The organism is Thermoactinomyces daqus (assembly GCF_000763315.1).
In the GTDB taxonomy this organism is placed as follows: domain Bacteria; phylum Bacillota; class Bacilli; order Thermoactinomycetales; family Thermoactinomycetaceae; genus Thermoactinomyces_A; species Thermoactinomyces_A daqus.
Genome location: NZ_JPST01000021.1, coordinates 126819 through 149689 on the forward strand (window position 1 = coordinate 126819; position 22871 = coordinate 149689).

The 22871-nt window shown below is 47.8% G+C and carries 26 protein-coding genes, 1 pseudogene and 1 riboswitch; of the genes and pseudogenes, 17 read left to right on the top strand and 10 right to left on the bottom strand.

What is annotated here, in order from left to right:
- Window positions 1-22 precede the first annotated feature (22 nt).
- The 5 genes from JG50_RS0110580 (at window position 23) to JG50_RS0110595 (ending at window position 1357) form a co-directional block, all read left to right on the top strand.
- A complete protein-coding gene (locus tag JG50_RS0110580; RefSeq protein ID WP_033101067.1) occupies window positions 23-238 on the top strand; it encodes a hypothetical protein in 216 nt (71 codons plus the stop codon).
- Window positions 239-257: 19 nt separating this feature from the next.
- Window positions 258-464, top strand: coding sequence for a hypothetical protein (locus JG50_RS0110585; protein ID WP_033101068.1), 207 nt, complete (start codon window positions 258-260; stop codon window positions 462-464).
- A 20-nt stretch (window positions 465-484) separates the two neighbouring features.
- Complete coding sequence (locus JG50_RS20095) at window positions 485-637, top strand: hypothetical protein (RefSeq protein WP_160173853.1); 153 nt, start codon at window positions 485-487, stop codon at window positions 635-637.
- A gap of 125 nt (window positions 638-762) precedes the next feature.
- Entirely contained in the window at window positions 763-981 is a 219-nt protein-coding gene (locus tag JG50_RS0110590) for a hypothetical protein (protein WP_033101069.1), read from the top strand.
- Between the two features lie 157 nt (window positions 982-1138).
- The gene (locus JG50_RS0110595) at window positions 1139-1357 is read left to right on the top strand and encodes a hypothetical protein (protein ID WP_152568548.1); all 219 of its coding nucleotides are present in this window, start codon (window positions 1139-1141) and stop codon (window positions 1355-1357) included.
- A 420-nt stretch (window positions 1358-1777) separates the two neighbouring features.
- Here JG50_RS0110595 and JG50_RS19720 read toward each other — a convergent pair whose 3' ends face one another.
- The 3 genes and pseudogenes from JG50_RS19720 to JG50_RS0110610 form a co-directional block, all read right to left on the bottom strand.
- A complete protein-coding gene (locus JG50_RS19720) occupies window positions 1778-2020 on the bottom strand; it encodes a hypothetical protein (RefSeq protein WP_152568549.1) in 243 nt (80 codons plus the stop codon).
- Window positions 2021-2093: 73 nt separating this feature from the next.
- Window positions 2094-3028, bottom strand: a pseudogene (locus tag JG50_RS18260) (magnesium transporter CorA family protein).
- 330 nt (window positions 3029-3358) lie between these two features.
- Window positions 3359-4681 (bottom strand): helix-turn-helix domain-containing protein, encoded by a 1323-nt coding sequence (locus JG50_RS0110610; RefSeq protein WP_033101072.1) that lies wholly within the window; start codon window positions 4679-4681, stop codon window positions 3359-3361.
- Between the two features lie 279 nt (window positions 4682-4960).
- On the opposite strand from JG50_RS0110610, the gene JG50_RS0110615 reads away from it, so the two are divergent.
- The 4 genes from JG50_RS0110615 (at window position 4961) to spoVAE (ending at window position 7508) form a co-directional block, all read left to right on the top strand.
- Entirely contained in the window at window positions 4961-5260 is a 300-nt protein-coding gene (locus JG50_RS0110615) for a hypothetical protein (RefSeq protein ID WP_033101073.1), read from the top strand.
- 398 nt (window positions 5261-5658) lie between these two features.
- A complete protein-coding gene (gene spoVAC / locus JG50_RS0110620) occupies window positions 5659-6138 on the top strand; it encodes a stage V sporulation protein AC (protein WP_033101074.1) in 480 nt (159 codons plus the stop codon).
- Window positions 6139-7161 (top strand): stage V sporulation protein AD, encoded by a 1023-nt coding sequence (spoVAD, locus tag JG50_RS0110625; RefSeq protein ID WP_033101075.1) that lies wholly within the window; start codon window positions 6139-6141, stop codon window positions 7159-7161. It begins immediately after the preceding gene.
- Window positions 7158-7508, top strand: a complete 351-nt coding sequence (gene spoVAE, locus JG50_RS0110630; RefSeq protein WP_033101076.1) for a stage V sporulation protein AE — start codon at window positions 7158-7160, stop codon at window positions 7506-7508. Before spoVAD ends, spoVAE begins: the two co-directional genes overlap by 4 nt.
- 46 nt (window positions 7509-7554) lie before the next feature.
- Here spoVAE and JG50_RS0110635 read toward each other — a convergent pair whose 3' ends face one another.
- The gene (locus JG50_RS0110635; protein ID WP_033101077.1) at window positions 7555-7761 is read right to left on the bottom strand and encodes a DUF1657 domain-containing protein; all 207 of its coding nucleotides are present in this window, start codon (window positions 7759-7761) and stop codon (window positions 7555-7557) included.
- A gap of 288 nt (window positions 7762-8049) precedes the next feature.
- Here JG50_RS0110635 and JG50_RS0110640 point away from each other — a divergent pair, with 288 nt between their 5' ends.
- Window positions 8050-9927, top strand: coding sequence for a terpene cyclase/mutase family protein (locus JG50_RS0110640; RefSeq protein WP_033101078.1), 1878 nt, complete (start codon window positions 8050-8052; stop codon window positions 9925-9927).
- Window positions 9928-9968: 41 nt separating this feature from the next.
- On the opposite strand, the gene JG50_RS0110645 is transcribed toward JG50_RS0110640, so the two are convergent.
- On the bottom strand, window positions 9969-10754 hold the full coding sequence (locus JG50_RS0110645; RefSeq protein WP_033101079.1) for an SDR family NAD(P)-dependent oxidoreductase: 786 nt from the start codon (window positions 10752-10754) through the stop codon (window positions 9969-9971).
- A gap of 151 nt (window positions 10755-10905) precedes the next feature.
- Between JG50_RS0110645 and JG50_RS0110650 the strand changes: the two genes are divergently transcribed.
- From JG50_RS0110650 to JG50_RS18845, 3 genes are all read left to right on the top strand, one after another.
- Window positions 10906-11199: a YciI family protein gene (locus tag JG50_RS0110650; protein WP_033101080.1), complete on the top strand. Its 294-nt coding sequence runs from the start codon at window positions 10906-10908 to the stop codon at window positions 11197-11199.
- 930 nt (window positions 11200-12129) lie between these two features.
- Complete coding sequence (locus JG50_RS0110660) at window positions 12130-12372, top strand: hypothetical protein (RefSeq protein ID WP_033101082.1); 243 nt, start codon at window positions 12130-12132, stop codon at window positions 12370-12372.
- A gap of 266 nt (window positions 12373-12638) precedes the next feature.
- Window positions 12639-13082: a MarR family winged helix-turn-helix transcriptional regulator gene (locus JG50_RS18845; RefSeq protein ID WP_052154205.1), complete on the top strand. Its 444-nt coding sequence runs from the start codon at window positions 12639-12641 to the stop codon at window positions 13080-13082.
- Between the two features lie 82 nt (window positions 13083-13164).
- Here the strand turns inward: JG50_RS18845 and JG50_RS0110670 are convergent, their stop codons facing one another.
- The 4 genes from JG50_RS0110670 to JG50_RS0110685 all read right to left on the bottom strand — a co-directional run bounded on the left by JG50_RS0110670 (window position 13165) and on the right by JG50_RS0110685 (window position 16293).
- The gene (locus JG50_RS0110670; protein WP_033101083.1) at window positions 13165-14865 is read right to left on the bottom strand and encodes a pyruvate oxidase; all 1701 of its coding nucleotides are present in this window, start codon (window positions 14863-14865) and stop codon (window positions 13165-13167) included.
- Window positions 14866-14978: 113 nt separating this feature from the next.
- Window positions 14979-15437, bottom strand: a complete 459-nt coding sequence (locus JG50_RS0110675; RefSeq protein ID WP_052154206.1) for a hypothetical protein — start codon at window positions 15435-15437, stop codon at window positions 14979-14981.
- 147 nt (window positions 15438-15584) lie between these two features.
- Window positions 15585-15884, bottom strand: coding sequence for a hypothetical protein (locus JG50_RS0110680; RefSeq protein WP_033101084.1), 300 nt, complete (start codon window positions 15882-15884; stop codon window positions 15585-15587).
- Window position 15885: 1 nt separating this feature from the next.
- On the bottom strand, window positions 15886-16293 hold the full coding sequence (locus JG50_RS0110685; RefSeq protein WP_033101085.1) for a hypothetical protein: 408 nt from the start codon (window positions 16291-16293) through the stop codon (window positions 15886-15888).
- A 198-nt stretch (window positions 16294-16491) separates the two neighbouring features.
- Between JG50_RS0110685 and kynA the strand changes: the two genes are divergently transcribed.
- Genes kynA through kynB form a run of 3 tightly spaced genes read left to right on the top strand, consistent with a single transcriptional unit; the run spans window position 16492 to window position 19238 of the window.
- Window positions 16492-17325, top strand: coding sequence for a tryptophan 2,3-dioxygenase (gene kynA, locus JG50_RS0110690; RefSeq protein ID WP_033101188.1), 834 nt, complete (start codon window positions 16492-16494; stop codon window positions 17323-17325).
- Between the two features lie 14 nt (window positions 17326-17339).
- On the top strand, window positions 17340-18614 hold the full coding sequence (gene kynU, locus JG50_RS0110695; RefSeq protein ID WP_033101086.1) for a kynureninase: 1275 nt from the start codon (window positions 17340-17342) through the stop codon (window positions 18612-18614).
- Window positions 18615-19238, top strand: coding sequence for an arylformamidase (kynB, locus tag JG50_RS0110700; protein ID WP_033101087.1), 624 nt, complete (start codon window positions 18615-18617; stop codon window positions 19236-19238).
- A 230-nt stretch (window positions 19239-19468) separates the two neighbouring features.
- Here kynB and mgtE read toward each other — a convergent pair whose 3' ends face one another.
- Window positions 19469-20812 carry a magnesium transporter gene (gene mgtE / locus JG50_RS0110705; protein WP_033101088.1) on the bottom strand — a complete coding sequence of 448 codons (1344 nt, stop codon included), beginning with the start codon at window positions 20810-20812 and terminating at the stop codon, window positions 19469-19471.
- A gap of 95 nt (window positions 20813-20907) precedes the next feature.
- Window positions 20908-21076: riboswitch (M-box (ykoK) riboswitch) on the bottom strand.
- 360 nt (window positions 21077-21436) lie between these two features.
- Here mgtE and JG50_RS0110710 point away from each other — a divergent pair.
- Entirely contained in the window at window positions 21437-22855 is a 1419-nt protein-coding gene (locus JG50_RS0110710) for a SpoVR family protein (protein WP_033101089.1), read from the top strand.
- Window positions 22856-22871: the final 16 nt, after the last annotated feature.

A 22871-nucleotide genomic window follows, 5' to 3' on the forward strand; every position in this document is an offset into this window, starting at 1 on the left:
TGAATGATTGGGAGGTAAAGGAATGGCGATTTACGTTGGAAGTGCGGAGATCATCTCTGTTACGTCAACAGCCAATATCAATGTGGCTCCTTGCACGGTGTCTCTCTTTTCCGAGAGTTCCGCGAAAAGTAACGGAGCCAGTTCGACAGTTGGTGATGCGCTGCGGATTACCCACATCGGAGCGATCATAGACCCGGATGTGCTGGATTCAGTGATGGGAGAAGTAAAGCCTTACTAAAAAATGGGGAGGGTCAGGGATGCCCTTTTTGATCAAATTGAACAATATTTCCAGTTCGGGACAGCTTAATATGGCTCCGGTCAATCTCTTGCTGAACCAGGAAAGTTTCCAGAAGAACAATATCTCCAGTAACAACCTGGGTGATCTGGTATTGTCCCTGATGAACGGGCCGATTTTTGATCAGGATTTTATGGATACTCCCATTTCCCAGATCAAGATCGTTTAGTTTGCGAAAGGAAGATCACGATGATCCAGCCGATTATTGTTGGGCCGTTTAAAGTAAATAACGTGTCGGCAACCGCCAAGGTGAATTTGTCTTATGGCTTGAATTTTCTGGCCTATCATCACAGCTTCAATAAGAGCAATTCGGTCAATAGCCACACGGGGGCAAGTGGTTAATGCACCAATCTGTGATCAGGATCTGATTGACACGCCGATAGCGCAAGTCAAACTTGTTTAGGCCCCGCGGGACAGAGCGGGAAATGCTTCGTTTCAACTGAAAATAAAACAAAGGATGATGGATGATGCTGTTTTTACCGAGAATGAAATTTAACAACACCTCTTCGAGCGGAGAGCTGAATCTGAATAACCTGCTGAATCTGCTGATCCAGAATGACAGCTTGCAAACAAACAACACAGCTAGTTTCAACAATGGCGATTTTGCCGTGAACCTGTTTTGGACGCCCACGTTCGACACTGATGTATTTGATACGCCGATCACCCAATCAAAAGTTACTCTTTAAAACCATGCAGGAGTTTCAGGAGAAATGTATGTAGGCGGCTTTGCCGAAGATGATGTTGGTAACCGTCCATTGTGTCAACCGGATCGGAATCTGTCCCGCCCCCGGCCTGCACGTATATTTAATGGGGAGCAAAAGGAAATCAAAGGGTGGATGCACAATGTTGTTTTTACCGTTGATGAAATTTAACAGCACCTCTTCGAGCGGAGAACTGAATCTGAATAACCTGCTGAATCTGTTGGTCCAGAATGACAGCTTGCAAACAAACAACACAGCTAGTTTCAACAATGGCGACTTTGCCGTCAATCTGTTTTGCACGCCTACATTCGACACTGATGTATTTGATACGCCGATGACGCAACGCAAACTTACTTTTTAAGATTCATCAAGGAGTATTGTCTGAAATGTCATTTGTTAACGGCATCATCGAGAATGAATTTTTTCTACTTGCTTGCACTCCATTGAGGGAAAAAGAGACAACGTTGGAATCCGGGTGGCCATATAACCGGAGTTTACCCCCGGAGTGGAAGCATGTAGTTACATATCGCTTGATCATAAAAAGATTGACGATAGGAGGATGGCGATGCCGAATCAAAATATATTTTTCCAATTTGACATCGGCAGAATTTGGCTGCTCCGCGAAATGTTCGCGAAAACCGATTGGATGTCTTGGCAATGATGAAACAGGAACTTGTCGCCGACTCCGTCCATGAAAGGAACAGTTACTTTGACGTGGATGATCTCGACTACTTTTGCTTTCGCAACAGAGGGAAGATAAAAAAGCCCAGAGCCTGGGCGATCAATACAGATCCCAATATGGATAGGGAGTGAAAGGAGGCGGATTACCCGGCGGAATGGGACGAGGCGGCCGGATCGGACGCGAAGGACGCCGGGGGAAAATGGGATTGGGACGGGGAGGACGACCCCGATGTGGATTGGAATGGGGAACACGGAAATGTGGGAGTTCCTTCAGGCGGCAGTAAGGTACATACGGATAAATCTGATAATGATAGGAGTAATGAGCCGGGTCAAAAGGAATCATGCTTTGACCTCCTTGAATTTCTCCTCCTAGTTTATGTTCACGAAAAAGGCGGTATGATCCCGTTTTTTGTCAGTTAGAAGTATTTCTTTTTCCAGAAGATCATCGCCGTAATACATGACAACAATAAAGATAACAGCAAAATGATCAAAAAAGCATGGCGATAATGTTCAAAGGGCAAAGGGACATTCATTCCGAATAAACTGGCCACCATCGTCGGGAAGGTGAGCACGATGGTAAACGAGGTGAGAACCTTCATCACATGGTTCACGTTGTTGGAGATGACCGAGGCAAACGCATCCATCATTCCGCTTAAAATATGGCTGTAGATCTCCGTCATCTCCATCGCCTGTTTGTTTTCGATGATGACATCTTCCAACAGATGCTGATCTTCTTCATACATCTTCAGGTACTGGTTTTTTAACAGTTTTTCGGTGACGAGATTGTTTGTTTTGAGCGAGGTGGTAAAGTAGACCAGGCTCTTTTCCAGGCTTAACATGGAGAACAGCTCTTGATTCTGCATCGATTCCTGCAATTTGTTCTCAAGTTTGCTCGTTTTGCGGTTTATCTGTTTCAAATAGGTTAAATAATAGGTTGAAATCCGGTAAAGAAGTTGCAGGATGAACCGTGTCTTCATATAAGTATAGAAATTTTTGATCTTGTTGGTGATAAATTGCTGGACAATGGGTGTTTCTTTCAGACAGTGATGAACAGGTCCGGGGTTACAATCATTCCGAGGGGGATCGTAATATATTGTTCATCCCTGCTTCCTTCATTTTCAAGGATGGGAATATCCACTATGATCAGGAGATTGTCTCCTTCCTTGTCGATGCGTGACCGCTCCTCCTCGTCCAGGGGATCACGGATAAAATCGGCGGGAATTCCCAGCGACTGCACCACTTTTTGAATTTCTTCCTCATCGGGAGCGGTGAGGTGAACCCATGCACCTTTGGCAAATTCGTTTATTTCCTGTAATACGCCATCTTCTCCGGAAATATAAATGTTTAACATTGTTTTTCACCTCTTTTTGGGCAAATGAGAAACCTTGCCTGTATATAATATAGGCAGGAATGGAGAAGAAATTACGAAGGTTTTCTGGTTGTCGAACAAAACCGAAACATGTCCCAAAAAATCGCCTGAGGAGATTGACATTTCTGTCATTTAGTTATAAACTTTCTACAAAAGTTGTGGATAAGATTGAAAAGTAAGGGCAAATTCCAACCGGTTTTGGCGGTTTTTGTCGAAAAAATAAAAAATGCAGCGCAAAACGCTGCATCCCGTTCACGGTTTCATTGGAATCAACGAGTCAGCAGGCTGGCGGTTCGCCGTCAACGAGGTGTTTCAACTTTTTTCGCCTCCTTTCTCAAACATCATTTGCACGTAATACTGGAAGAAGCGGTTTTTGTACTTTTCATAAGTAGCCGGGTCTTCTCTCTCGCAACATTTTGCCAATTTGACCAGGATATCGGGCAGATGGATTTTCAAACCATGCTTTTCCGCAAAGGAAAGCGCTTGTTGGAAACAGGAGCGGGCATCCAGATCCTTGCCCTGTTTCATATAGCAATCGCCCAAAGCGACCAGTGCGTTGCAATACTTAAGGGCGTCATTGGTTTTTTGCCCGATTTGCACCGCTTTCAGCAATGCGCTTTGCGCAGAGGAGATTTTTTTTGACTTTAAGTACAGCATGCCGAGTTGTGTATAGGTAGAGACCAGCATGTTCTTTTTTCTGATTTTTTTCTCCAATTTCAGCGCGGTGCGAAAACAAATCTCGGCTTTAAAGAAATCACCGCGGTTTTTATAGCTCTCACCCAACGCCGTCCACAGCTCAAACGAACGATCCACATTCTGGTCGATTCGCGCGAGTTGAATGCCGCGGGTGGCCGCTTGCGCAGCTTTTTCGTACAGTTCCTGCTTGGCCAGCAGCACGGAGTGAACTTCGTACATCGACAAGCGGATTTCCATGCTGTCGATTTCGCCGATATGATCCCATAAAAATTCCAATGTGCGAAAAGCATCCTCGTTGCGGCTCATCTTTTCCAGATAAATCGTTTTGCTGATCATCAAATGGTAGATAATATAGTCGCGTTCACCATTTTTATTATACGATTCCAGTCCTTTTTCAATATAATTGAGCGCCTGTTCCAGATTGTTCTGATAATAACAGCACCGTCCCAATTCGTTGTACGTTGAGGCTTTCAGATTGCTGTCTTCCAGTTCGGGAAACTGGTTCAAGAGACTGAGCGTTTTCATGTATTGGGCTTGCGCTTTTTTCCACTGCGTTTTGCGGTCATAACATTTTCCTTTCAGAAAATAGACAAAGGTTTGCAGCGGTGAATCTTTTGCGATTTCGATATTTCTCAGCTGCTCCAAACCTTCCTCGGGGCCGACGAGATCGATATCATGTTCAATCGCAAATAAGAGAAACCGCAGGCGCTCTTCTTTGTCGCATTCATCTTCATAAGTTTCCAGGAGTTGCTGCAAATCGATGTCCAGCTTTTCGCAAATGCGCATGTAGATGTCATCGTTGACGACTTCCCCTTTTTCCGCTTTGCGGATGGAGTGCAATTTGACCACATCATCGACCAGATCGCTCTGCCTTAACCCCAGTTCCTTTCTTCTCTTGCGAATCACTTTGCCCGCATTCTCATGATCCAGCGGTAACAAAAGGTTCACCTCCCAATTTAAAAAATTTTTTTGGTTGATTGAGAGGGAAATCATACCGTTTTTGTACATATGTGCAAAAAATGGATGAACATATTCGTTGTTTTGTTCAGATATTTATCTATTTTGGCACATATGTTCAAAATACCTTCTTTTCAGCGTGATTTTTTATTAATTTGCAAATGAGTATTTAGATTTATAAACTGTAATCAAGAGGTTTTAGCCAACAATTTCTTGCCTATTTCATAAAAGCTCACGCGACTTTTGGGAGGGGACAAGCAAATGTTAAAGGTACTGGTGGAAGGACAAATGGAACAGGTGCAACCGTTTTTGTCAGATTTGAAGCAACGTTCGCAAATCGAATTGCTCAAAAACGAAATCAAAGAGAACCAAATGGAGGTTAACGAAGGCATCCGGGTTGTCTGCTATGTTGATCATAAACCGGAGCGAAGGGTAAAAACGATCAAACTGCACCTGGCGGACGGAACACAGATTCAGCTTCCTTTGATGGATTTAATCGAGGTCGAGATGGAAAAAGGGGTTCGCATTTTGGCCGGCCGTTCTTATGATATATTTGCTTGAGATAAAGAAGAAAAATATTCTTTAATACAACGTTTTTAATTAAAATTAAAATAACTGGGAAGTTGGAGGCAAACGGAGAGCAACATTCTACCACAAAAACCAACAGGATTGCATGCCCTTGCCAAATATGAGCGTTTCAAGAGAAGGCCTTGTTCGGGTCTTCTTTTATTTTTCCCTGAAAGTCCATGTTGATCAGGTCGTGGTTCCACGCAATTCGCGCAATCTTGCTTCGTTTTATCATCGGAATGGGCCGACAGGAAAGAATCTTTACCAGGACTGTGTTTTGGACTTTTTTTGCGTATTTTACGTCCTAGTTTGCCAATGCAGGTATAAAACGTTTTGGTTTTTACCAAAAATTACTTAATAGATAAAGGGAACGTTAAGATGAGGTGAGCGCAGTGTTAAAAGAAACGAGAAAAAAGCTAACCCCTGTTCAACAGGAATATCATCAGTTTGTGAAAGGACGCGAACCCAAACGCCCTATTTTAAAGAATTGCCTGTGTGCTTTTTTTATTGGCGGGGCAATTTGTTTGCTCGGACAATTGATTTCCACTTTTTACATTCATTTTTTCGGGTTTAACGAAAAAACAGCCGGAGATCCGACTGTAGCAACCTTGATTTTTATTTCAGTCCTTTTGACAGGATTCGGGGTTTATGACCATATTGCACAAGTGGCCGGGGCGGGAACCATCATTCCGGTGACCGGATTTGCCAACGCGATCTCTTCAGCGGCGATCGAACATCGTTCCGAAGGATACGTTCTGGGGGTCGGGGGCAATATGTTTAAACTGGCAGGGTCGGTAATTGTATTTGGGGTATTTTCCGCATTTGTGATCAGCACAATCAAAGTGATCATAAAAAGTTTGGGAGGATTCTGAGTGATTCAGGGAAGAACATGGGTGTTTGAGAACCGGCCCTATATTGCAGCAAGCAGCGCTGTCGGGGGCCCGTTTGAAGCGAACGGACCGCTGGCAGAGGACTTTGATTTTTTGCACGGCGATCTGTGGCTGGGGCAGGACAGTTTTGAAAAAGCGGAAAAGATGTTGTTGGAACAGGCGTGTAAGAAAGCTGTGGACAAGGCGGGGATGAAAGCGGACGACATCCAGTTTTTTTTGTCCGGGGATTTGATGAACCAAGTGATCTCCAGCAGCTTTGCGGCAAGGACTTTGGCTGTGCCTTATCTCGGTTTGTTTGGGGCCTGTTCCACTTCGATGGAGAGTTTGGCGCTCGGCGCGTTGATTGTCAGCAGCGGGTTTGGCGACAAAGTTCTGGTGGGCACAGCCAGTCACAATGCTGCGGTTGAAAAGCAATTCCGTTACCCGACGGAATACGGAGGGCAAAAACCTCAGACCGCACAATGGACGGTGACAGGAGCAGGTGCGGCTGTCCTCACTTCCAAAAAGACCAAAGATGAAATCTACGTGGCAGCGGCAACAGTTGGCCGTGTCGTTGATATGGGGATCAGTGACCCGTTCAATATGGGGGCGGCGATGGCTCCGGCGGCTGTCGATACGATCGAGAGCCATTTTCGTGATCTGGGGCTTTCCGAAGACGAATACGATTTGATTTTAACCGGCGACCTTGGGAAGATCGGTCATCGCATTGCCGGGGATTTGTTGGTGAAGCATGGCCTTAAACTGCCGGAAGAGAAGTTTGGGGATTGCGGTTTGATGATTTACGATGAGCAACAGCCCGTTCAGGCGGGGGGGAGCGGTTGTGCCTGTTCCGCTTGCGTCACTTACGGACATGTCCTCAACCGCATGAAGAACGGAGAACTGCGCAAAGTGTTGATCGTGGCAACCGGAGCTCTGTTGTCTCCGATCAGTTATCAGCAAAAAGAAACGATACCTTGTATCGCTCACGCTGTGGCGATTGAAAAGGGAGGAGACCCGAAAAAATGATCTTTTTCTGGGCATTTGTGGTCGGGGGGATTATTTGCGTGATCGGTCAATTGATGATGGATGGATTAAAACTGACCCCCGCCCATACGACGAGTACGCTGGTGGTAGTCGGAGCGATTCTGGACGGCTTGGGGCTATATGAGCCGCTGATCAAGTTTGCCGGCGCCGGGGCGACAGTGCCGATCACGAGCTTTGGAAACGCATTGGTTCACGGTGCGATGATGGAAGCGAATAAGTATGGTTTGGTCGGTGTCATCACGGGAATTTTTGAAGTGACAAGTGCCGGAATTTCAGCGGCAATCATTTTTGGCTTTTTGGCGGCGCTCCTGTTTAAGCCGCGTGGATGAAGCAGGAAATCGGAACCGAAAAAGCGTGTTCGGTTCCGATTTTTTATTATTGTTGGTTGTATTGCGGCTCTTCGCTCATAATTTCCTGTTCGCGCGCTTTCAGTTGTTGAACCACTGTGTCAACGTTTTGCGCCAATTGGTTGTATGTTTGCTTTGCTTGTTGGTTGTTGGTGTCAAGGGCAAAAGAACGCAGGCTGGCTGCTACCGATTCCGCGCTGGCGATCGTTTGCTTGATTTTTGTACCTACCGTCATCTGGATTCCCCTCCTTTCAACTTGCCCAATGATATTTTGTGCTCTCTTTGCCGGTTTATTCAGTTGGGATCATGTGATTTGATTCCATGAATATCTTTGTAAAGAAATCACGTCAGGTATGTTGATCAACCAATGTATGGTTTCATGGCGGGATTTTTGAAACAGAGCGGTTTATCGCTGCTGAGTCAGCGAAAGAAGAGCCCGGGACTCAAAAATCTCCTCGTTTCTCCTTCCGATCTGATGCAAATCAACATGCCTGAAATTCGTTTTTAAAAGGAGTTTTGGCGGATGCACGGAGAGCATATCGATCGCGCAAAAAAATGGATCGGGCGCTTGTCAGATGAATTGCTCCGCAAGCAGAGTCCGGACGGAAGCTGGCGTTTCTGTTTTGAAAGCGGGGTGATGTGCGATTCATTTTATTTGTTGTTAAACCGGGTGCTTAAAAGAAGGGGAGATCCGCTCGAACCGTTATTGATTGAACGCATTCTCTCCCGGCAAACGGGGGATGGAACCTGGAAACTGTACGAAGATGAGCCGGAGGGAAACCTTTCGACCACGGTGGATGCCTGTTTGGCCCTTCTGTATGCGAAAGTGAAACAGCCGGATGATCCGGCGATGCGCAAAGCACGGGAGTATATAATGGAAAATGGTGGAGCGGGGAACGCCGGTTCCCTGACCAAAGTTGTTCTGGCCCTGTTGTCGCACTTCAGTTGGAACAATTTTATCAAGTTGCCTGTTGAATTTTTCTTGCTTCCACCCTCGGGACCGATTTCCTTTTTTGATTTTGTCGGATATACCCGGGTGCATTTGGCACCGATTCTCATCGCCGCAGACCGCGAATATGCGACAAGACTCGACGGGTTTGACGAAGTGGAAGAATGGCTTCCGGTTCAACGCCGTTCAGGGAGAAAAGCGGAATATGTTTGGACTGCGGAGCAGCTGTTCCCCGAAAGTTCGATTAGTTCGGAACTGCGCCGGCGGTTGCATGAAAGAGCCTTGCGCTGGGGTGAGTCCTTTATGCTCAGCCGGGTTGAAAAAGACGGAACTCTGTACAGTTATATGACCACGACGTTTTTAATGATTTTTGCCCTTCTGTCGCTGGGTTACTCCCGGCGTCATCCGGTGATTCAAAAAGCGATGAACGGTTTGGCGCAGTTTGCCTTCCCGCTCGGGGATGGGACCCATTTGCAGGAAACGACTTCGACGGTCTGGGATACATCACTGATCCTGCATGTCCTTCAGGAAGCAGGGGTGGGAATCAGCCATCCCGCCATTAAGCGAGGCCTTCATTATCTCAAATCCAGACAGCAGACATCCCCGGGAGACTGGTCAATCAAAAACCCGTACGCGGCCCCGGGGGGATGGGGGTTCTCCGATCTCAACACAATCAATCCCGATGTCGATGATACTTCCTCCAGTTTAAGTGCGCTCGCGCCTTCCGTTCGGTCCGGCCGTTACCGCACAGAATGGGATCGCGGGGTCAGGTGGCTCATTTCTATGCAGAACAATGACGGAGGATGGCCGGCGTTTGAAAAAAATACGAATAAAAGGTGGCTCCGGCTCATGCCTTATCCTGACGGGAAGACAGTCTGGGGAGACCCGTCCAGTGCGGATCTGACCGGACGCACTCTGCGATTTTTCGGACAGGAGCTCGGATGGACGATTGACCGGCCCGAAGCAAGGCGTGCCTGGAGTTGGTTTTATCACAATCAAAAGAGAGACGGCTCCTGGTTTGGGCGCTGGGGTGTCACCTTTATTTACGGAACGTGGGCGGCCATCACCGGGCTCACCTCCGTTGGCGTGCCACCCGAGCACCGGATGATTCAAAAAGGGAAAAACTGGCTTTTGAGCAAGCAAAAAGAGGATGGAGGATGGGGAGAATCGTGTGCGAGCGATGTGAAAGGCAGATTCGTTTCCCTTCCCTATTCGACTGCGGTGCAAACGGCCTGGGCACTGGATGCGCTGATCGCTTGCCATGACCGGCCGACTCCTGAGATCGAAAAAGGGATGGAAAGGATGTTTGCCCTTTTGGAAGGGCGCGGAAGGGAGTGGACATACCCTGTCGGGGCCGGGCTTGCCGGGCAATTTTATGTTTATTATCACAGCTATCCCTATGTGTGGCCGTTAAAAACTTTGGCCCACTATGTGAAAAAATACGGTAAATAACAGCGACAACGCTGGTTCAAAGCGATGTCGCTGAAAAGAGATTAACGGAGCGGTGTTCGATCCTGCTGGATGCGCATGACGGATGATGCGATCCAGTTTCGCGGCAAAAAGCGCGTTCCGAACAACAGAGACCGGAACACCGCTCCCGGAACCACGACTGGTTTTCCGCTTAGCAAACCTTCATATCCCGCCTTGGCGACGGTAAAAGCGTCAAGGGCGTTTTTCTCCGTCAGCCGGGATTGGTGCATCTTTGCCCGCATGGCAAAACGGGTTTTAACCGGCCCGGGGCACAAGGCGGTTACCTTGACTCCGCTCTCTTTCAGCTCATGGGCCAGCGCTTCAGTAAAAGAGAGCGTATAGGCTTTACTGGCGTAGTAAACGGCCATCAATGGCCCGGGCACAAAGGAGGCCATCGAACCGACATTTAAAATGCCGCCGCTTTTGCTGGCGAGCAGATCAGGCAGAAAATAATGGGTTAATGCCGTCAGCGCCTTGATATTCAGATTGATCATCTGCATCAGGTCTTCAAGCGGTTGCTCGGCGAACGGACCATACAATCCAAATCCGGCATTGTTGACGAGATAATCGATTTGCAGACCGAGGCTTACGCACGTATTGCGGATTTGGCGCGGAGCATCCGGCTGACTTAAATCTTGGGTGATGATGTGGATCGTTCGCTGATAACGCTCTTCGATCTCGGTGGCGACCCTGTTGAGCTGATCGACATTGCGCGCGACCAACACCAGATCATGCCCGTCTTTGGCGAAGAGATAAGCGAGTTCTTTTCCGATCCCCTCTGAGGCTCCGGTGATCAGTGCGATTCCCAAATTCCTTCCTTCCTTTCCACGATTCCTGGTGACAATGTTAATGATTTTGATTTAAATTTCTATATAAGAATACAAATACCCCTTCAAATCTGGCAATATAGTACTTGAGTCACTTTTTTAAATTTCGACAGGCGAACGGAGAGGATGAAATATGTTTCTCGCCATTCTTCACTATTTGCTGACGGCGGAAGAGGTGGCAAAGCATCGGCAGGCACATCGGGATTATCTTGATACATGCTATCGGAAGAAGCAATTGATCGCATCGGGTCCGATGGTTCCGCCAACAGGCGGGCTGATCCTGTTCAGGGTGAAGAAACGGGAAGAAGTGGAACAAATTATTGAACAAGATCCCTTCTTTAAAAACGGGGTGGCTGAATACCAGGTGATGGAATTTGACGCGGTGAAGAGCGACCCGGAGTTTCGGGCGATGTTTCTCGACGAATAACCTTTTGTTTCCGCACAAAAAGCGCTCGGGTGGTTGCCCGGCGCTTTTTCTCAAAATAGATGAGCAAACTCTTATCTTTTAAAAAAATAATGTCAATATCAGATGGATATCAGAGTAAATCCTCTTTTTTCAATAAAACGGCTGTCAATAATCAAACCGTTTCAGGGTTAAAGATGTCGGTGTTTTTTGTTTTTTTAAAATAAAAAGTATTGCCAAAGCGAAAGGGCATTTGTATAATTATTTTAAAAATTATTAAACATAGAAATGGCGGTATGAAACTGGCAGACCAGATCGGGCAAGGAACAAGGGGAGTTGTCTCCGCTGAATCTTATCCGTTTTATAAAAATAAGGATCATGCTTTTGTTTACAGCTCGTTTTCGCCCCGGATTGCCAATCATCGGCCATTGCCATTTTGCGCATACACAGCTCAGTGCAGCCATCGAAGGAGGATGAGACAGCAGACTTGAAGGGAGGTGAAAGGAATGTTGCGTTTCTTAAGCGGTGGAGAGCCGCCGGCTTGTTAAGTTTTCCTCTCGATTTAAGCTATCTTCCATTAAACATACTGAAAAACAGCAACTGATGATGACAATGAGGATGTTGACAAACCGAATAGGAAGGGATGGGTGTTTATTTGCAGCAACCTTTGTGACGGAGGAACCGGAAGCAAAGAAAAACACCCTTACCCGGCGGATTCATGTTTTGGGATCTTGTCAAAAAGCTGGCGGCTGATGATGCCGCTGTTTTTTTGTGCGTTTTTGAGTATTGACTCTATTGTTCCAGACAGGAAGAAATATGAAGAAAGGTCGGGTTGAATTATATCAATGATTCTCTTTTGCTTATATCGTGATTTATTTCATTTGCCGTTACCGTTTTTCCAAATCATTCATAGAATAGGTTGCTTGAATTTTTTGGAGTTAAGGAGGGTTTCTGATGGTTCGTTACCGGTATATTCCCAATGATCAGTTAACCCAGGCCATTGGCAAACCGATCATGTTGCGGCTGAAGAACGGAAAGAAACTCTATGGGACGATTGACGAGGTCCGCAAAAATGGAATCATGTTTCTGCCGGCCCGCGTCGGTTCCAGGGGTTCTTCCGGTCAGGCAGAAGTGAGACTCTTTGTACCATTTTTTATCCCGTTCGGGTTTTTTGTTCCGTTTTTGATTATTTTCTGAGGAGATATCTTGAGGACAGGGCACATCAAAAGTGATGTTGCCCCTTTTTTTGGTTCGTACATAGTGATCCGGGCGAAGATATGGTATTTTAAAACTGGTGTCATTATCTTTTTATATGGATGCAAGATCACGGACAGAAACCGATCACCTCGTTTCGGGAACTACCTGGGAACGGGAAGTACTTAGGTGTCCCCGCCGTTCCGGCTTGTGATACTTTTTACAGGCGAATAATTCGTATAGCTAATAAAGTGGAAAGGAGCAAGCAGATGGAAGAAAAGGAGTTGTTGGAACTTACGGAGCCCTTCCTGGCGAGTATTGGAACGATTATCAAAATGAGCAAGCAACAGTTGGAGAAACGGCTCAGGGAACAGGGAGAAGAGATCACGGCTCACCAATATGCCATTTTGGTTCGTTTGAGCAAGGGGAACTTGACAGTAAAGGAATTAGGGGAAAGTTTTTCGATTGAACCGCCAACCCTGATTCCGATTATCGACCTGTTGGAACGAAGAAATTTGGTGGTGCGGATTCCGGATTTGAAAGACCGGCGCCGCAAGTTGCTTCAGGTGACAGAGCGCGGAAATGAGCTCATCAGCAGAATGCGTTCAGATATCAAGAACGATGCGGTGGCGCAAGCATTTTTGCGAATGGGGAAAGAGAAAAGTGTAACACTTGTCGGATTATTGCAACTACTGGCCAAAGAACTTCAATGATGAGCGGCAGGACGGGAAAGGTTGCAGGATATTGAGCTTGAGACTGTCATCTTTTGCAACAGTCTCAAGCAGATTCTGTTTTTCAAAGAGGAGGAAGTTCCAGTTTTCCTTGTTCAAACAGGGCTTTAATCATGTGTCGGGCATAACCGGACATTTGGGCATAAGTGATATGAGAGGGCATCGGTGCTTCGTCCGGATCGACAACGACATCGATGATACAGGGTTTGTTCAGTTCTTTCGCCTGCATAAAGGCAGGGAGCAGATCTTCGCTCTTCTCCACCCGGAATCCGACACCGCCGCAAGCTTCCGCGTATCGCGCAAAGTTCGGATTGTGGAGATTGGTTCCGTATTCCAGGTTTCCTTTTACTTCCTGCTCAAACTTGATCATTGCGATTTTATGGTTGTTTAACACAACGACGATGATGGGCAGGTCGTATTTTACAGCAGTGACAAAATCGTTCATGGTCATCCCGAAGCCGCCGTCGCCGCAGATGGCAAACACTTGGCGCTCGGGATGGGCAATTTTGGCGGCGATGGCCCCCGGCAGTCCGCATCCGAGCGTTGCCAGCCAGCTGGAGATGATGAACTTTTGCCTGGTCATGCGAAAATGGCGGGCCACCAAGACGGTGACGTTCCCGACATCGACGGACAGAATTGCATCATCGTGGGCGATCTTCTGCAATGCTTTGATCACCGTTTGCGGTTTCATCGGAGATGCTTCCTGCTCTTCCTGTTTTTTTAGCCGTTCCCACCATTCCTTCATCATCTTTTGATGCTCTTCGAGATAAGAGCGATCTTCATGACGCTTGATTTTTTCCGTCAGCCAGGAGAGAGTTTTTCCTGCTTCGCCGGCAAGTCCGAGATCAACCGGATACCGTTTGCCGATCTGTGCCGGATCGATATCGATTTGAATCGTATTGGCATCTTCCGGCAAAAAACCGGTAAAAGGAAAAGAAGTGCCGACCATGATCAGTGTATCTGCGGTCTGCATGGCATGATAAGCGGGAGATGTGCCGATCAGCCCCAATCCCCCCAGACACAGAGGATGTTCATCGGGAATGGTTCCTTTTGCCGGAAGGGACAGAACGATCGGGGAGGCGAGTTTGTCGGCAAAGGAGATCAAGGCATCACTGGCATGTTGTGCGCCTTTTCCCGCCAATATTACCGGCCGCTTGGCCTGATCCAGAATTTCCCTCGCCTTTTCCAATTCGGACAACGGAGGGCTGATTTCAGAAACGGAATAAGAGGTACTGGTGACCAGCGCCTTTTTTTCCAATTCAAAAGTGGGAATATCATCGGGAATGGTCAGCACGGACACGCCTTTTTTCACATATGCGGTGCGGATCGCCTGATTGACGACGGCTGGAAGCTGTTCCGCTGACATGATTCGCTGATTGTAGACGGCGACATCATCAAAGAGGCGGTCAAGATTCACTTCCTGAAAATAGTCTGTTCCGAGCAGATCCGATTCTACCTGGCCGGTAATGGCCAGGACGGGAACGCGATCCAATTTGGCGTCATACAATCCGTTGAGCAAATGGATGGCTCCCGGACCGGCGATCGACAGGCAAACACCGAGCTTTCCCGTCAATTTGGCGTAAGCTGCCGCAGCAAGGGCACCCGCTTCTTCATGGCGAACCTGAATGAATTTTATCTTGTCACGCGCTTTTCTGAGCGGCTCGATGACCGAGTTGATCGAATCTCCGGGCATCCCGTAAATGTGATCCACTCCCCATTCGATGAGCAGATCGACGAGTGCTTCTCCGGCTGTTTTCCGAAACATGTTTTTTCCTCCTGTAGGTGAATGTTTCCAGATTTAGTTTGCACAGAACGATTCCGATCATTCGGTCAAGATCAAAAGAGCCGGCGGGAAAAACTTCCCACCGGCTCTTTTGTTTAATGATAGCGATACCAAGCGACCCAGCCTTTTTTTGTTTTGGCCACAAAGATTTGCCCTTGAGAGAGGCTTGCGCTCGGAAGAAACTCGGGAAAGAAAAGATCGACCAGCCAGGATTGGTTCGCGACCTCTTCTCCGCATTGCTGTTTGGCTATGTCAGAATAGGGAGACGAATCAGGATCGGCGAGGGAGAAGATCCGTTTGGCTTCCCATACCTTGTAATGGGGGTCTTTGCCATAGGTTTTGCGGATCAATTTCGGCAGAGCCGCCTGAATTTCATCTGCCGCATCCGGCCCGGGTTTGACCAGATCAGCAATATTCGGACAACCGTCCGACTTCTTTGCCGCTTTTTGGGGAACGGGATCAGCCGAGGGTGAAACAAAACCGGTGGCAGCCACAAATGTTAAGGTTAACAAGATGCATAAACACCATTTCGCAACGTAAGGCACCCGCTTCATAAGCTCACTCCCTGGATGATTGGTTCATTATGTGGATATTGGCACAAGTCATAAATAATATTCCACCATCTGCTCTTTTCCTAACCCAAAAGGAAAAACAAAGTTCGAAAAGCCCCTGATGCGAAGAGGATGCGGGCCCGGTGCTGCCTAATACCAGGAATTACGGCTTTTTCCTTCCCTTTTCGCCTGGTTTTCCAGTTCCAGCCGCTCCCGTTCTTCCGCTTTGGCCTCATCCAGTTTCTGTTCAGCCCGGATTAATTCGCTTATGTATGTGCGCATCTTTCGTTCCCAGCGCAATTGTTCCTGCCGGTGGTAGCGCTCGATCTCGCTTTCTCCCTGACGGTGGGCCCGCTGCATCTCATCCTGGTGATAATAAATTTGCCATTCGCATTCCTTCAAGTCCCTTTTGATCGCATCGATTTCTTGAATAAAACGGCTGACAGACATATCAAACCTCTTTTACAATGGGATAGTAATAGGGGTTTTCCTTTCTCTTGGCAATAAACATGCCCCCATATGTATGTTCATGAATTTCGTCAAAGGCGAAACTACAAAGCACTTCAAAGTTGGTCACGTGATCTTTTGTCCAGAGATCGAGTTCAAGTATTTGTCCGTGTTGCCACAGGCAGAACAGTTCCCATTTGGTATAAAGATAAATCCGGCTGAACATGTCCGGTTTCTTTTTGCTGATGATGAACATGCCGTTGTCGGTTATTTCCCCGATTGAACTCCAGTCGAATTCAACCAAAATTTCGAATTCTCCGGCGTGATCTTCGGTCCACGCAGGGATGGCATGCCCGGTTTCGTTCCAGCTTTTCCAGTAATCCCATGTGGTGTACAGCAGCAGTTTGTTCATATGTCTCCGTCCCAACTTTCGGAATAAATGAGTGTCCATCCCTATTTTAATGGATATGATTCCCATTATTCAATTTATTTTTTCAAGGGGTAATGTTTTTTATTATAATAGGTTTCGGGAGCGCTTTCATACGAAATATCAGGAAAGCATTCACTTGATTTGCAAAAAAATTCGAGAAAAAGCGGACAGAGGGAGAAAATGCCCGAACAACACCCTGATGCCGAACAGATTCATCTTGATTTTCGTGAACATATGACTTACGGCGATTACCTCCAGCTTCAGTCTTTATTGTCCAGCCAAAAATTGTTATCCGGCCACCACGATGAAATGTTGTTTGTCATTATCCATCAGGTGAGCGAGTTATGGATGAAGCTGATCCTGCATGAATTGAAAGCGGCGATTGTGAATATTCAGCGGGGGGATTTATCTTCCGCTTTTAAAATGCTGGCGCGCGTGTCCAAGATTCAGTCACAGATTATTCAATCCTGGGATGTTTTGTCTACACTGACTCCTGCCGAGTATATGGAATTTCGCCATCATTTGGGGCGGGCGTCCGGGTTTCAATCTTACCAGTATCGCCTGATTGAATTTTCTTTGGGCCGTAAGGATCAGCGCATTTTGCAAATTTATCAAAATTCCCCCGAGCTGTTGGACACACTTACCCGTGCCCTTTATTCCCCGAGTTTGTACGATGTGTCTATTCAGGCGCTGGCCAGAGAGGGATTGGACATTCCGTCCCGTGTGCTTGAACGTGATTTCAGCCAGCCTTACCAGCCGAGCCCTGATGTTGAGGCTGCCTGGCTGGAAGTGTACCGCCATGTGGATCGCTATTGGGATCTCTACGAACTGGCGGAAAAGCTGGTTGATCTCGAAGACTGGTTGCAGCAGTGGCGGTTCCGGCACATGAAGACGGTGGAACGGATTATCGGCCATAAACCGGGTACGGGCGGGTCATCCGGGGTTCCTTATTTGAAAAAAGTGTTGGATCACCGGTTTTTTCCCGAACTATGGGATGTCAGAACCAAATTATAGTGAGGAGGAGCCGTATGGAACTGTTATTTTCCCAGACGAGGGAGTATGCGGAGGAACGGGATCAGCGTGATGAGCTTCGCTCCTACCGGAGGGAATTTTATATCCCTGAGGGCGTGTTGTATATGGATGGGAATTCACTCGGGCTTTTGTCGAAACGGGCGGTTATGCACATGGTTGAAGCCTGGAAGCAGTTTGGTATCGATGGCTGGACAGAAGGTGACAAGCCTTGGTTTTATTTGGCCGAGCAATTGGGAGGACAAATGGCGCCGCTGGTCGGGGCAAAGCCGCACGAGGTGGTGGCGGCCGGTTCGACCACGACCAATCTGCACCAATTGCTGGCCACTTTTTACCGTCCGTGCGGAAACAGGACAAAAATCGTCGCGAATGAACTTGATTTTCCCACCGATATTTATGCTATAAAAAGTATAATCAGGTTAAAAGGATTGGATCCTGAACAGAATCTGATCCGTATCAAAAGCGAGGACGGGCGGTATTTGCGCGAAGAGGAGATCATCTCCGCCATGACGGAGGAAGTGGCGTTGGTTTTGCTCCCGACCGTTTTATATCGCAGCGGGCAATTGCTGAATGTGAAGCAATTGACAGAAGCGGCCCGTGAAAAGGGGGTTTTGATCGGATTTGACGCTTGCCATTCAATTGGCGCCGTTTTGCATCAATTTCATGCGTGGCAGGTTGATTTTGCCGTTTGGTGCACCTATAAATATCTGAACAGCGGCCCGGGAGGGGTGGCCGGACTTTATGTGCATGAGAAGCATCATTCACACTCTCCCGGTTTGGCCGGTTGGTTTGGTTCGCGAAAGGACCGGCAGTTCGACATGGATCACACATTTGAACCTGCCGGGAGTGCAGGTGCGTACCAAACGGGGACACCGCATATTCTGAGCATGGCACCGCTGTCTGGTTCGCTGGAAATGTTTGCTGAAGCGGGAATGGAGCGGATCCGGAAAAAATCGCTCGTTTTGACGGAGTACTTGATGCAGCTGATTCGGGTGAGACTCGACGGCATGGGCTTTACCATCGGCAACCCCGTCGAGGAGGAGCGCCGCGGCGGTCATGTCGCTCTGGAACATGTGGAAGCGGTGCGCATCGCCAAGGCGTTGAAGGCGGAAAAAGTGATTCCTGATTTCCGATCCCCCAATGTGATTCGCCTTGCTCCCGTTGCCTTATATACTTCATTTGCCGATGTATGGGATGTGGTTGACCGCTTGAAGCGGATTATGGAGGAGCGAACATACGAACGATTCCAACAGGAGAGGGGAGTAGTCGCATAGATGAAATGGATTGATATATCGCGGACGTTGCGGGGTGGCATGCCGGTTTGGCCGGGGGATACCCCTTTTTCTTTCAATCTGGAATGGACCAAGGAACAGAGCGGTTCTGTCAATGTGGGCAAAGTGGTGTTCAGCACCCATGCGGGAACCCATGTTGATGCCCCGTATCATTTTTCCGAAGCAGGCAAAAAGGTGCATGAATTGGAACCCGATATCTTTGTGGGAAAGGCCAGAGTGCTTCATTTGCCGGGGTATGAGAGCATTGGTGCGGAAGAATTGGCGGCCCATGATCTGACGGGGGTTGAACGGTTGCTGATTCGGACGGATTCCTGGGAAGATCCGGACCGTTTTCCCGATTCCTTTTGCTGCCTGCGCCCTGATGCGGCTCCGTTGCTCGCTGAAAAAGGGGTGAAACTGCTCGGCATCGATGTTCCTTCCGTTGATCCCATTGACAGCAAGGAGCTTCCGGCCCACCACGCTCTCTGTCTCTCGGGCATTCATATTTTGGAAAGCGTCGATCTCAGTCGTGCGGATGCCGGGGATTATGAGCTGATCGCCCTGCCGCTTAAGCTCGAGGGGGCAGACGGCAGTCCTGTGCGCGCAATTTTGAAAAAAACGGCGTAATGCACTGTTGGAACCGGAATTGCCGGATGCGGAGTTTAAATGGTGAAAGGAGATCGTGTTTCAGATCGAAGATGAGGCATTCTGAAGAAGGAGACGGATCGGGGGAAATAATTAAGAAGGCAGATACTCCTTGAACATGCTCCGTTGTTCCAGCGGGAGATGTCAAGCCGTACCTGCCTTCATCTTCTGCTCAGTACTCAAGGATTCATCAACCTCGATTCCTTAGAAGTTTAGAGATGCAAAACCGCTTTTGCTATGCTCATATAGATAATCAAACCGGTTCCGTCGACCAATGTGCTGATGAGCGGTCCCGATACAACGGCCGGATCGATTTTGAGGCGGTGCAGCACAAGCGGCAATGCTGCGGAAACCAAGGAAGACCACAAAACGATAAACAGGGCTGCCAGAGAGACCACCATGCTGATGGCAACGGACACATCCATCAGTTCGGCCCTGAAGAAGCCGATGATTCCCAAGGAAATGCCTAACAGCAATCCGGTGACCAGTTCTTTGCGGATCACGCGAAACAAGTCGCGAAACTTTACTTCTTCCGTTCCCAGTGCGCGGATCAGGGTGGAGATGATTTGTGACCCTGTATTTCCGCCGGTACCGATCAGCAAGGGAATAAAGAAGGAAAGGGAAACCACTTTATCCAGTGTGCTTTGGTACGATTCCAGGACGGTCGAAGTATAGGCCCCGCCGACAAAGAGGATAAACAGCCAGACGATCCGTTTGCGGTACAGGCTCCAGACGGATGTTTTAAAGTAAGGTTCGCTGAGCGGCTGGCTTCCTCCTAGTTTTTGGATATCTTCTGTCGCTTCCTCTTGAATTACCTCGACGACATCGTCATAGGTGATGATCCCGATCAGACGGTTTTGCCGGTCAACGACGGGAAGTGCGTAGAAACCATAGCGGGAAAGGATGGCTGCAACCTCTTCCTGCTCCATATCCGCCGGAACGGAAATGACATCCTTTTTGGCGATATCCGCCAGCTTGGTCTGCGGATGGGCGAGGATCATTTCTTTAAGCGAAACGATTCCCACCAGTTCGCCGCGCATTCCCGTTACATAGATATAGGAGATGATCTCGGCTTCTCCTCCCACCTTGCGAATGTGGCGGAGCGTTTGTTCTCCGGTCCAATGTGCCCGGGCGGACACGTAGTCGACGGTCATCAGGCTCCCTGCTGTATATTCCGGATAGCGCATCAGAGCATTGATTTTTTCCCGGTAGTCCTCCGGCAGCATTTTGAGCATCTTTTCCGCCTGCAATGGATGGACGGCAAGCAGCATGTCTACGATCATGTCACTCGACATCTGCTTCAGCAGCATGGAAGCCAGATTGCCGTCCAGGTGGTTGAGCGTTTCATACTGCAACTCCGGTTCCAGATATTCCAACGCCTCGGCAGCTAGAGTTAATGGAAGGGCGGCAATCCATTTGAGCCTTTTCTTTTCATCCATTTCCCTGAGCATTTCTGACAGATCATAGGGTTGCAGCTGGTGCAACAATTCTGCCGGCGGATCTGCATTTGCCAGCACGGATTGAGGCTCATGCTGTTTCAGCAAAGCGTTATCCATGTGAATCCCTCCTTTTTGCGAATATAAAAAATAACCCTTACTCTTGGCGGAGAGGGTTTCAACACAAATTGAGCCCGCACTTTCCAGGCCCGATCGCTTATCCCCCTCATTGAGCTTTGGCACTGAACGGCATAGGTTTGCGCGAAACCAGCTACATTAGAAAAGACCTTCATTCCGATCTTTCCTGCTGACCCATTGGTGTCTCTCGACATTTTTGGGCAGTAGCGTATCTCCGAACAGGAACCTCACCTAATAGAGATAAGAGCTTTCCATATGCTGTTGAATCGAAGTTAGTATAACGTCTGATACCGGAGATTGTCAATTTATTTTATGTAAATATCGGCCTCAATTCGCATGTGAAATTTGATAAATGGACAAATATTCTTTATAATTAAACTAAGCGTTTCTATACCCGATTTTAGGTTTCATCCTGTGTAAGATGCTGTTCCAAAACCTTTCCCTTTTGAATGAAATAGTTTTAAGGATTCGTTGTTGACACTCATTATCAAAGGCTGTTTCCTTAGGGTGTAGATCTTTCTCGTTACCGCACCAACAGATCCGATTTCCGATGATAGTTTCACGGGCTCGGGGAAAGGTCATTTCAAGGGAAGGAAGGGATGCCGAGTGAAAGAGGATCTGAAAAAGCTGGAGCGGGCGATTGAAGAAATTACGGAGATCGCAAAAGGATTTGGCCTCGATTTCTTCCCCATGCGTTATGAAATCTGTCCTGCCGATATTATCTATACATTTGGAGCATATGGAATGCCGACGCGCTTCTCCCACTGGAGCTTTGGCAAAACTTTTTACAAGATGAAATTGCAGTATGACCTGAATCTGAGCAAAATCTATGAGCTGGTGATCAACTCCGATCCCTGTTACGCTTTTTTGTTGAAGGGGAACAGTTTGACGCAAAACAAGCTGATTGTGGCTCATGTTCTTGCTCACTGCGATTTCTTCAAAAATAATATCCGCTTTTCCAATACCTCCCGTGACATGGTTGAAACGATGGCTGCCAGTGCCGAGCGCATTCGCCAGTATGAGATTGAGTATGGGAAAGAAGTGGTGGAGGAATTTCTGGATCACGTACTGGCCATTCAGGAGCATATCAATCCCAGCCTGATCGATGCCAGGTTGCACCGGAAAGGAAAACGAAAATCAACGCCTGATACCCCGAAGCCAAACCGCACCTCCCCTTACGATGATCTGTGGAAGTTGGACCATATCGCCGAACCTCCTGCCAAGCCGAAGCCCCGCAAAAAGCGTTTCCCCGAGGAACCGGAAAAAGATCTGCTGCTCTTTATCATGGAAAACAGCAAAATCCTTGAGGATTGGCACCAGGACATTCTGACGATTTTGCGTCAAGAAATGCTCTATTTTTGGCCGCAATTGGAAACGAAGATCATGAATGAAGGCTGGGCCTCCTACTGGCATATTCGCATCATGCGGGAACTGGATCTGGATGAGGAAGAAGCAATTGAGTTCGCCAAGTTGAATGCTTCCGTCCTTTCGCCATCGAAAACCTCAATTAATCCCTATCATTTGGGACTCAAGTTGTTTGAGGACATTGAAAGGCGCTGGGACAATCCGACGGAACAGGAACAGAAGCAATTGGGACGCAAACCGGGACAAGGGCGTCAAAAGATTTTTGAAGTGCGTGAACTGGAGTCCGATCAATCGTTCTTGCGCAATTACCTGACCAAGGATTTGGTGGAAGACCTGGATCTCTATGTTTTCAGCCGTCAGGGGAATGAATGGAAGGTCACGGATAAGGATTGGGAAAATGTACGGGATCAATTGGTGGCAAGCCGGATTAACGGAGGATATCCCGTGATTCTGGTGCAGGATGGGGATTATCTGCAAAATGGCGAATTATATCTGATTCACCGGTATGAAGGAATTGAGCTGGACATTAAATATCTGGAAAAAACACTGCCCCATGTTTATGCTCTCTGGGGGCGGCCGGTTCATCTGGAAACGGTGATTGACGAACGCCCGGTCATATTTTGCTATAACGGGAAAAAGTGCACCAGGCGGTTCGTTTAAGCGGAGCACACAAAAA

Excerpts from the sequence above, each read along its gene's own strand:
- mgtE (WP_033101088.1), bottom strand. The coding sequence starts at position 20,812 with ATGGATAACGCTTTGCTGAAACAGCATGAGCCTCAATCCGTGCTGGCA.
- JG50_RS20095 (WP_160173853.1), top strand. The coding sequence starts at position 485 with ATGATCCAGCCGATTATTGTTGGGCCGTTTAAAGTAAATAACGTGTCG.
- JG50_RS0110590 (WP_033101069.1), top strand. The coding sequence starts at position 763 with ATGCTGTTTTTACCGAGAATGAAATTTAACAACACCTCTTCGAGCGGA.
- JG50_RS0110660 (WP_033101082.1), top strand. The coding sequence starts at position 12,130 with ATGGTTCGTTACCGGTATATTCCCAATGATCAGTTAACCCAGGCCATT.
- kynA (WP_033101188.1), top strand. The coding sequence starts at position 16,492 with ATGCCCGAACAACACCCTGATGCCGAACAGATTCATCTTGATTTTCGT.
- JG50_RS0110670 (WP_033101083.1), bottom strand. The coding sequence starts at position 14,865 with ATGTTTCGGAAAACAGCCGGAGAAGCACTCGTCGATCTGCTCATCGAA.
- JG50_RS0110615 (WP_033101073.1), top strand. The coding sequence starts at position 4,961 with ATGTTAAAGGTACTGGTGGAAGGACAAATGGAACAGGTGCAACCGTTT.
- JG50_RS0110585 (WP_033101068.1), top strand. The coding sequence starts at position 258 with ATGCCCTTTTTGATCAAATTGAACAATATTTCCAGTTCGGGACAGCTT.
- JG50_RS0110640 (WP_033101078.1), top strand. The coding sequence starts at position 8,050 with ATGCACGGAGAGCATATCGATCGCGCAAAAAAATGGATCGGGCGCTTG.
- JG50_RS0110675 (WP_052154206.1), bottom strand. The coding sequence starts at position 15,437 with ATGAAGCGGGTGCCTTACGTTGCGAAATGGTGTTTATGCATCTTGTTA.
- spoVAE (WP_033101076.1), top strand. The coding sequence starts at position 7,158 with ATGATCTTTTTCTGGGCATTTGTGGTCGGGGGGATTATTTGCGTGATC.
- JG50_RS0110580 (WP_033101067.1), top strand. The coding sequence starts at position 23 with ATGGCGATTTACGTTGGAAGTGCGGAGATCATCTCTGTTACGTCAACA.
- JG50_RS0110685 (WP_033101085.1), bottom strand. The coding sequence starts at position 16,293 with ATGAACAAACTGCTGCTGTACACCACATGGGATTACTGGAAAAGCTGG.
- JG50_RS0110650 (WP_033101080.1), top strand. The coding sequence starts at position 10,906 with ATGTTTCTCGCCATTCTTCACTATTTGCTGACGGCGGAAGAGGTGGCA.
- JG50_RS18845 (WP_052154205.1), top strand. The coding sequence starts at position 12,639 with ATGGAAGAAAAGGAGTTGTTGGAACTTACGGAGCCCTTCCTGGCGAGT.
- kynU (WP_033101086.1), top strand. The coding sequence starts at position 17,340 with ATGGAACTGTTATTTTCCCAGACGAGGGAGTATGCGGAGGAACGGGAT.
- JG50_RS0110680 (WP_033101084.1), bottom strand. The coding sequence starts at position 15,884 with ATGTCTGTCAGCCGTTTTATTCAAGAAATCGATGCGATCAAAAGGGAC.
- JG50_RS0110635 (WP_033101077.1), bottom strand. The coding sequence starts at position 7,761 with ATGACGGTAGGTACAAAAATCAAGCAAACGATCGCCAGCGCGGAATCG.
- JG50_RS19720 (WP_152568549.1), bottom strand. The coding sequence starts at position 2,020 with ATGATTCCTTTTGACCCGGCTCATTACTCCTATCATTATCAGATTTAT.
- kynB (WP_033101087.1), top strand. The coding sequence starts at position 18,615 with ATGAAATGGATTGATATATCGCGGACGTTGCGGGGTGGCATGCCGGTT.
- JG50_RS0110595 (WP_152568548.1), top strand. The coding sequence starts at position 1,139 with ATGTTGTTTTTACCGTTGATGAAATTTAACAGCACCTCTTCGAGCGGA.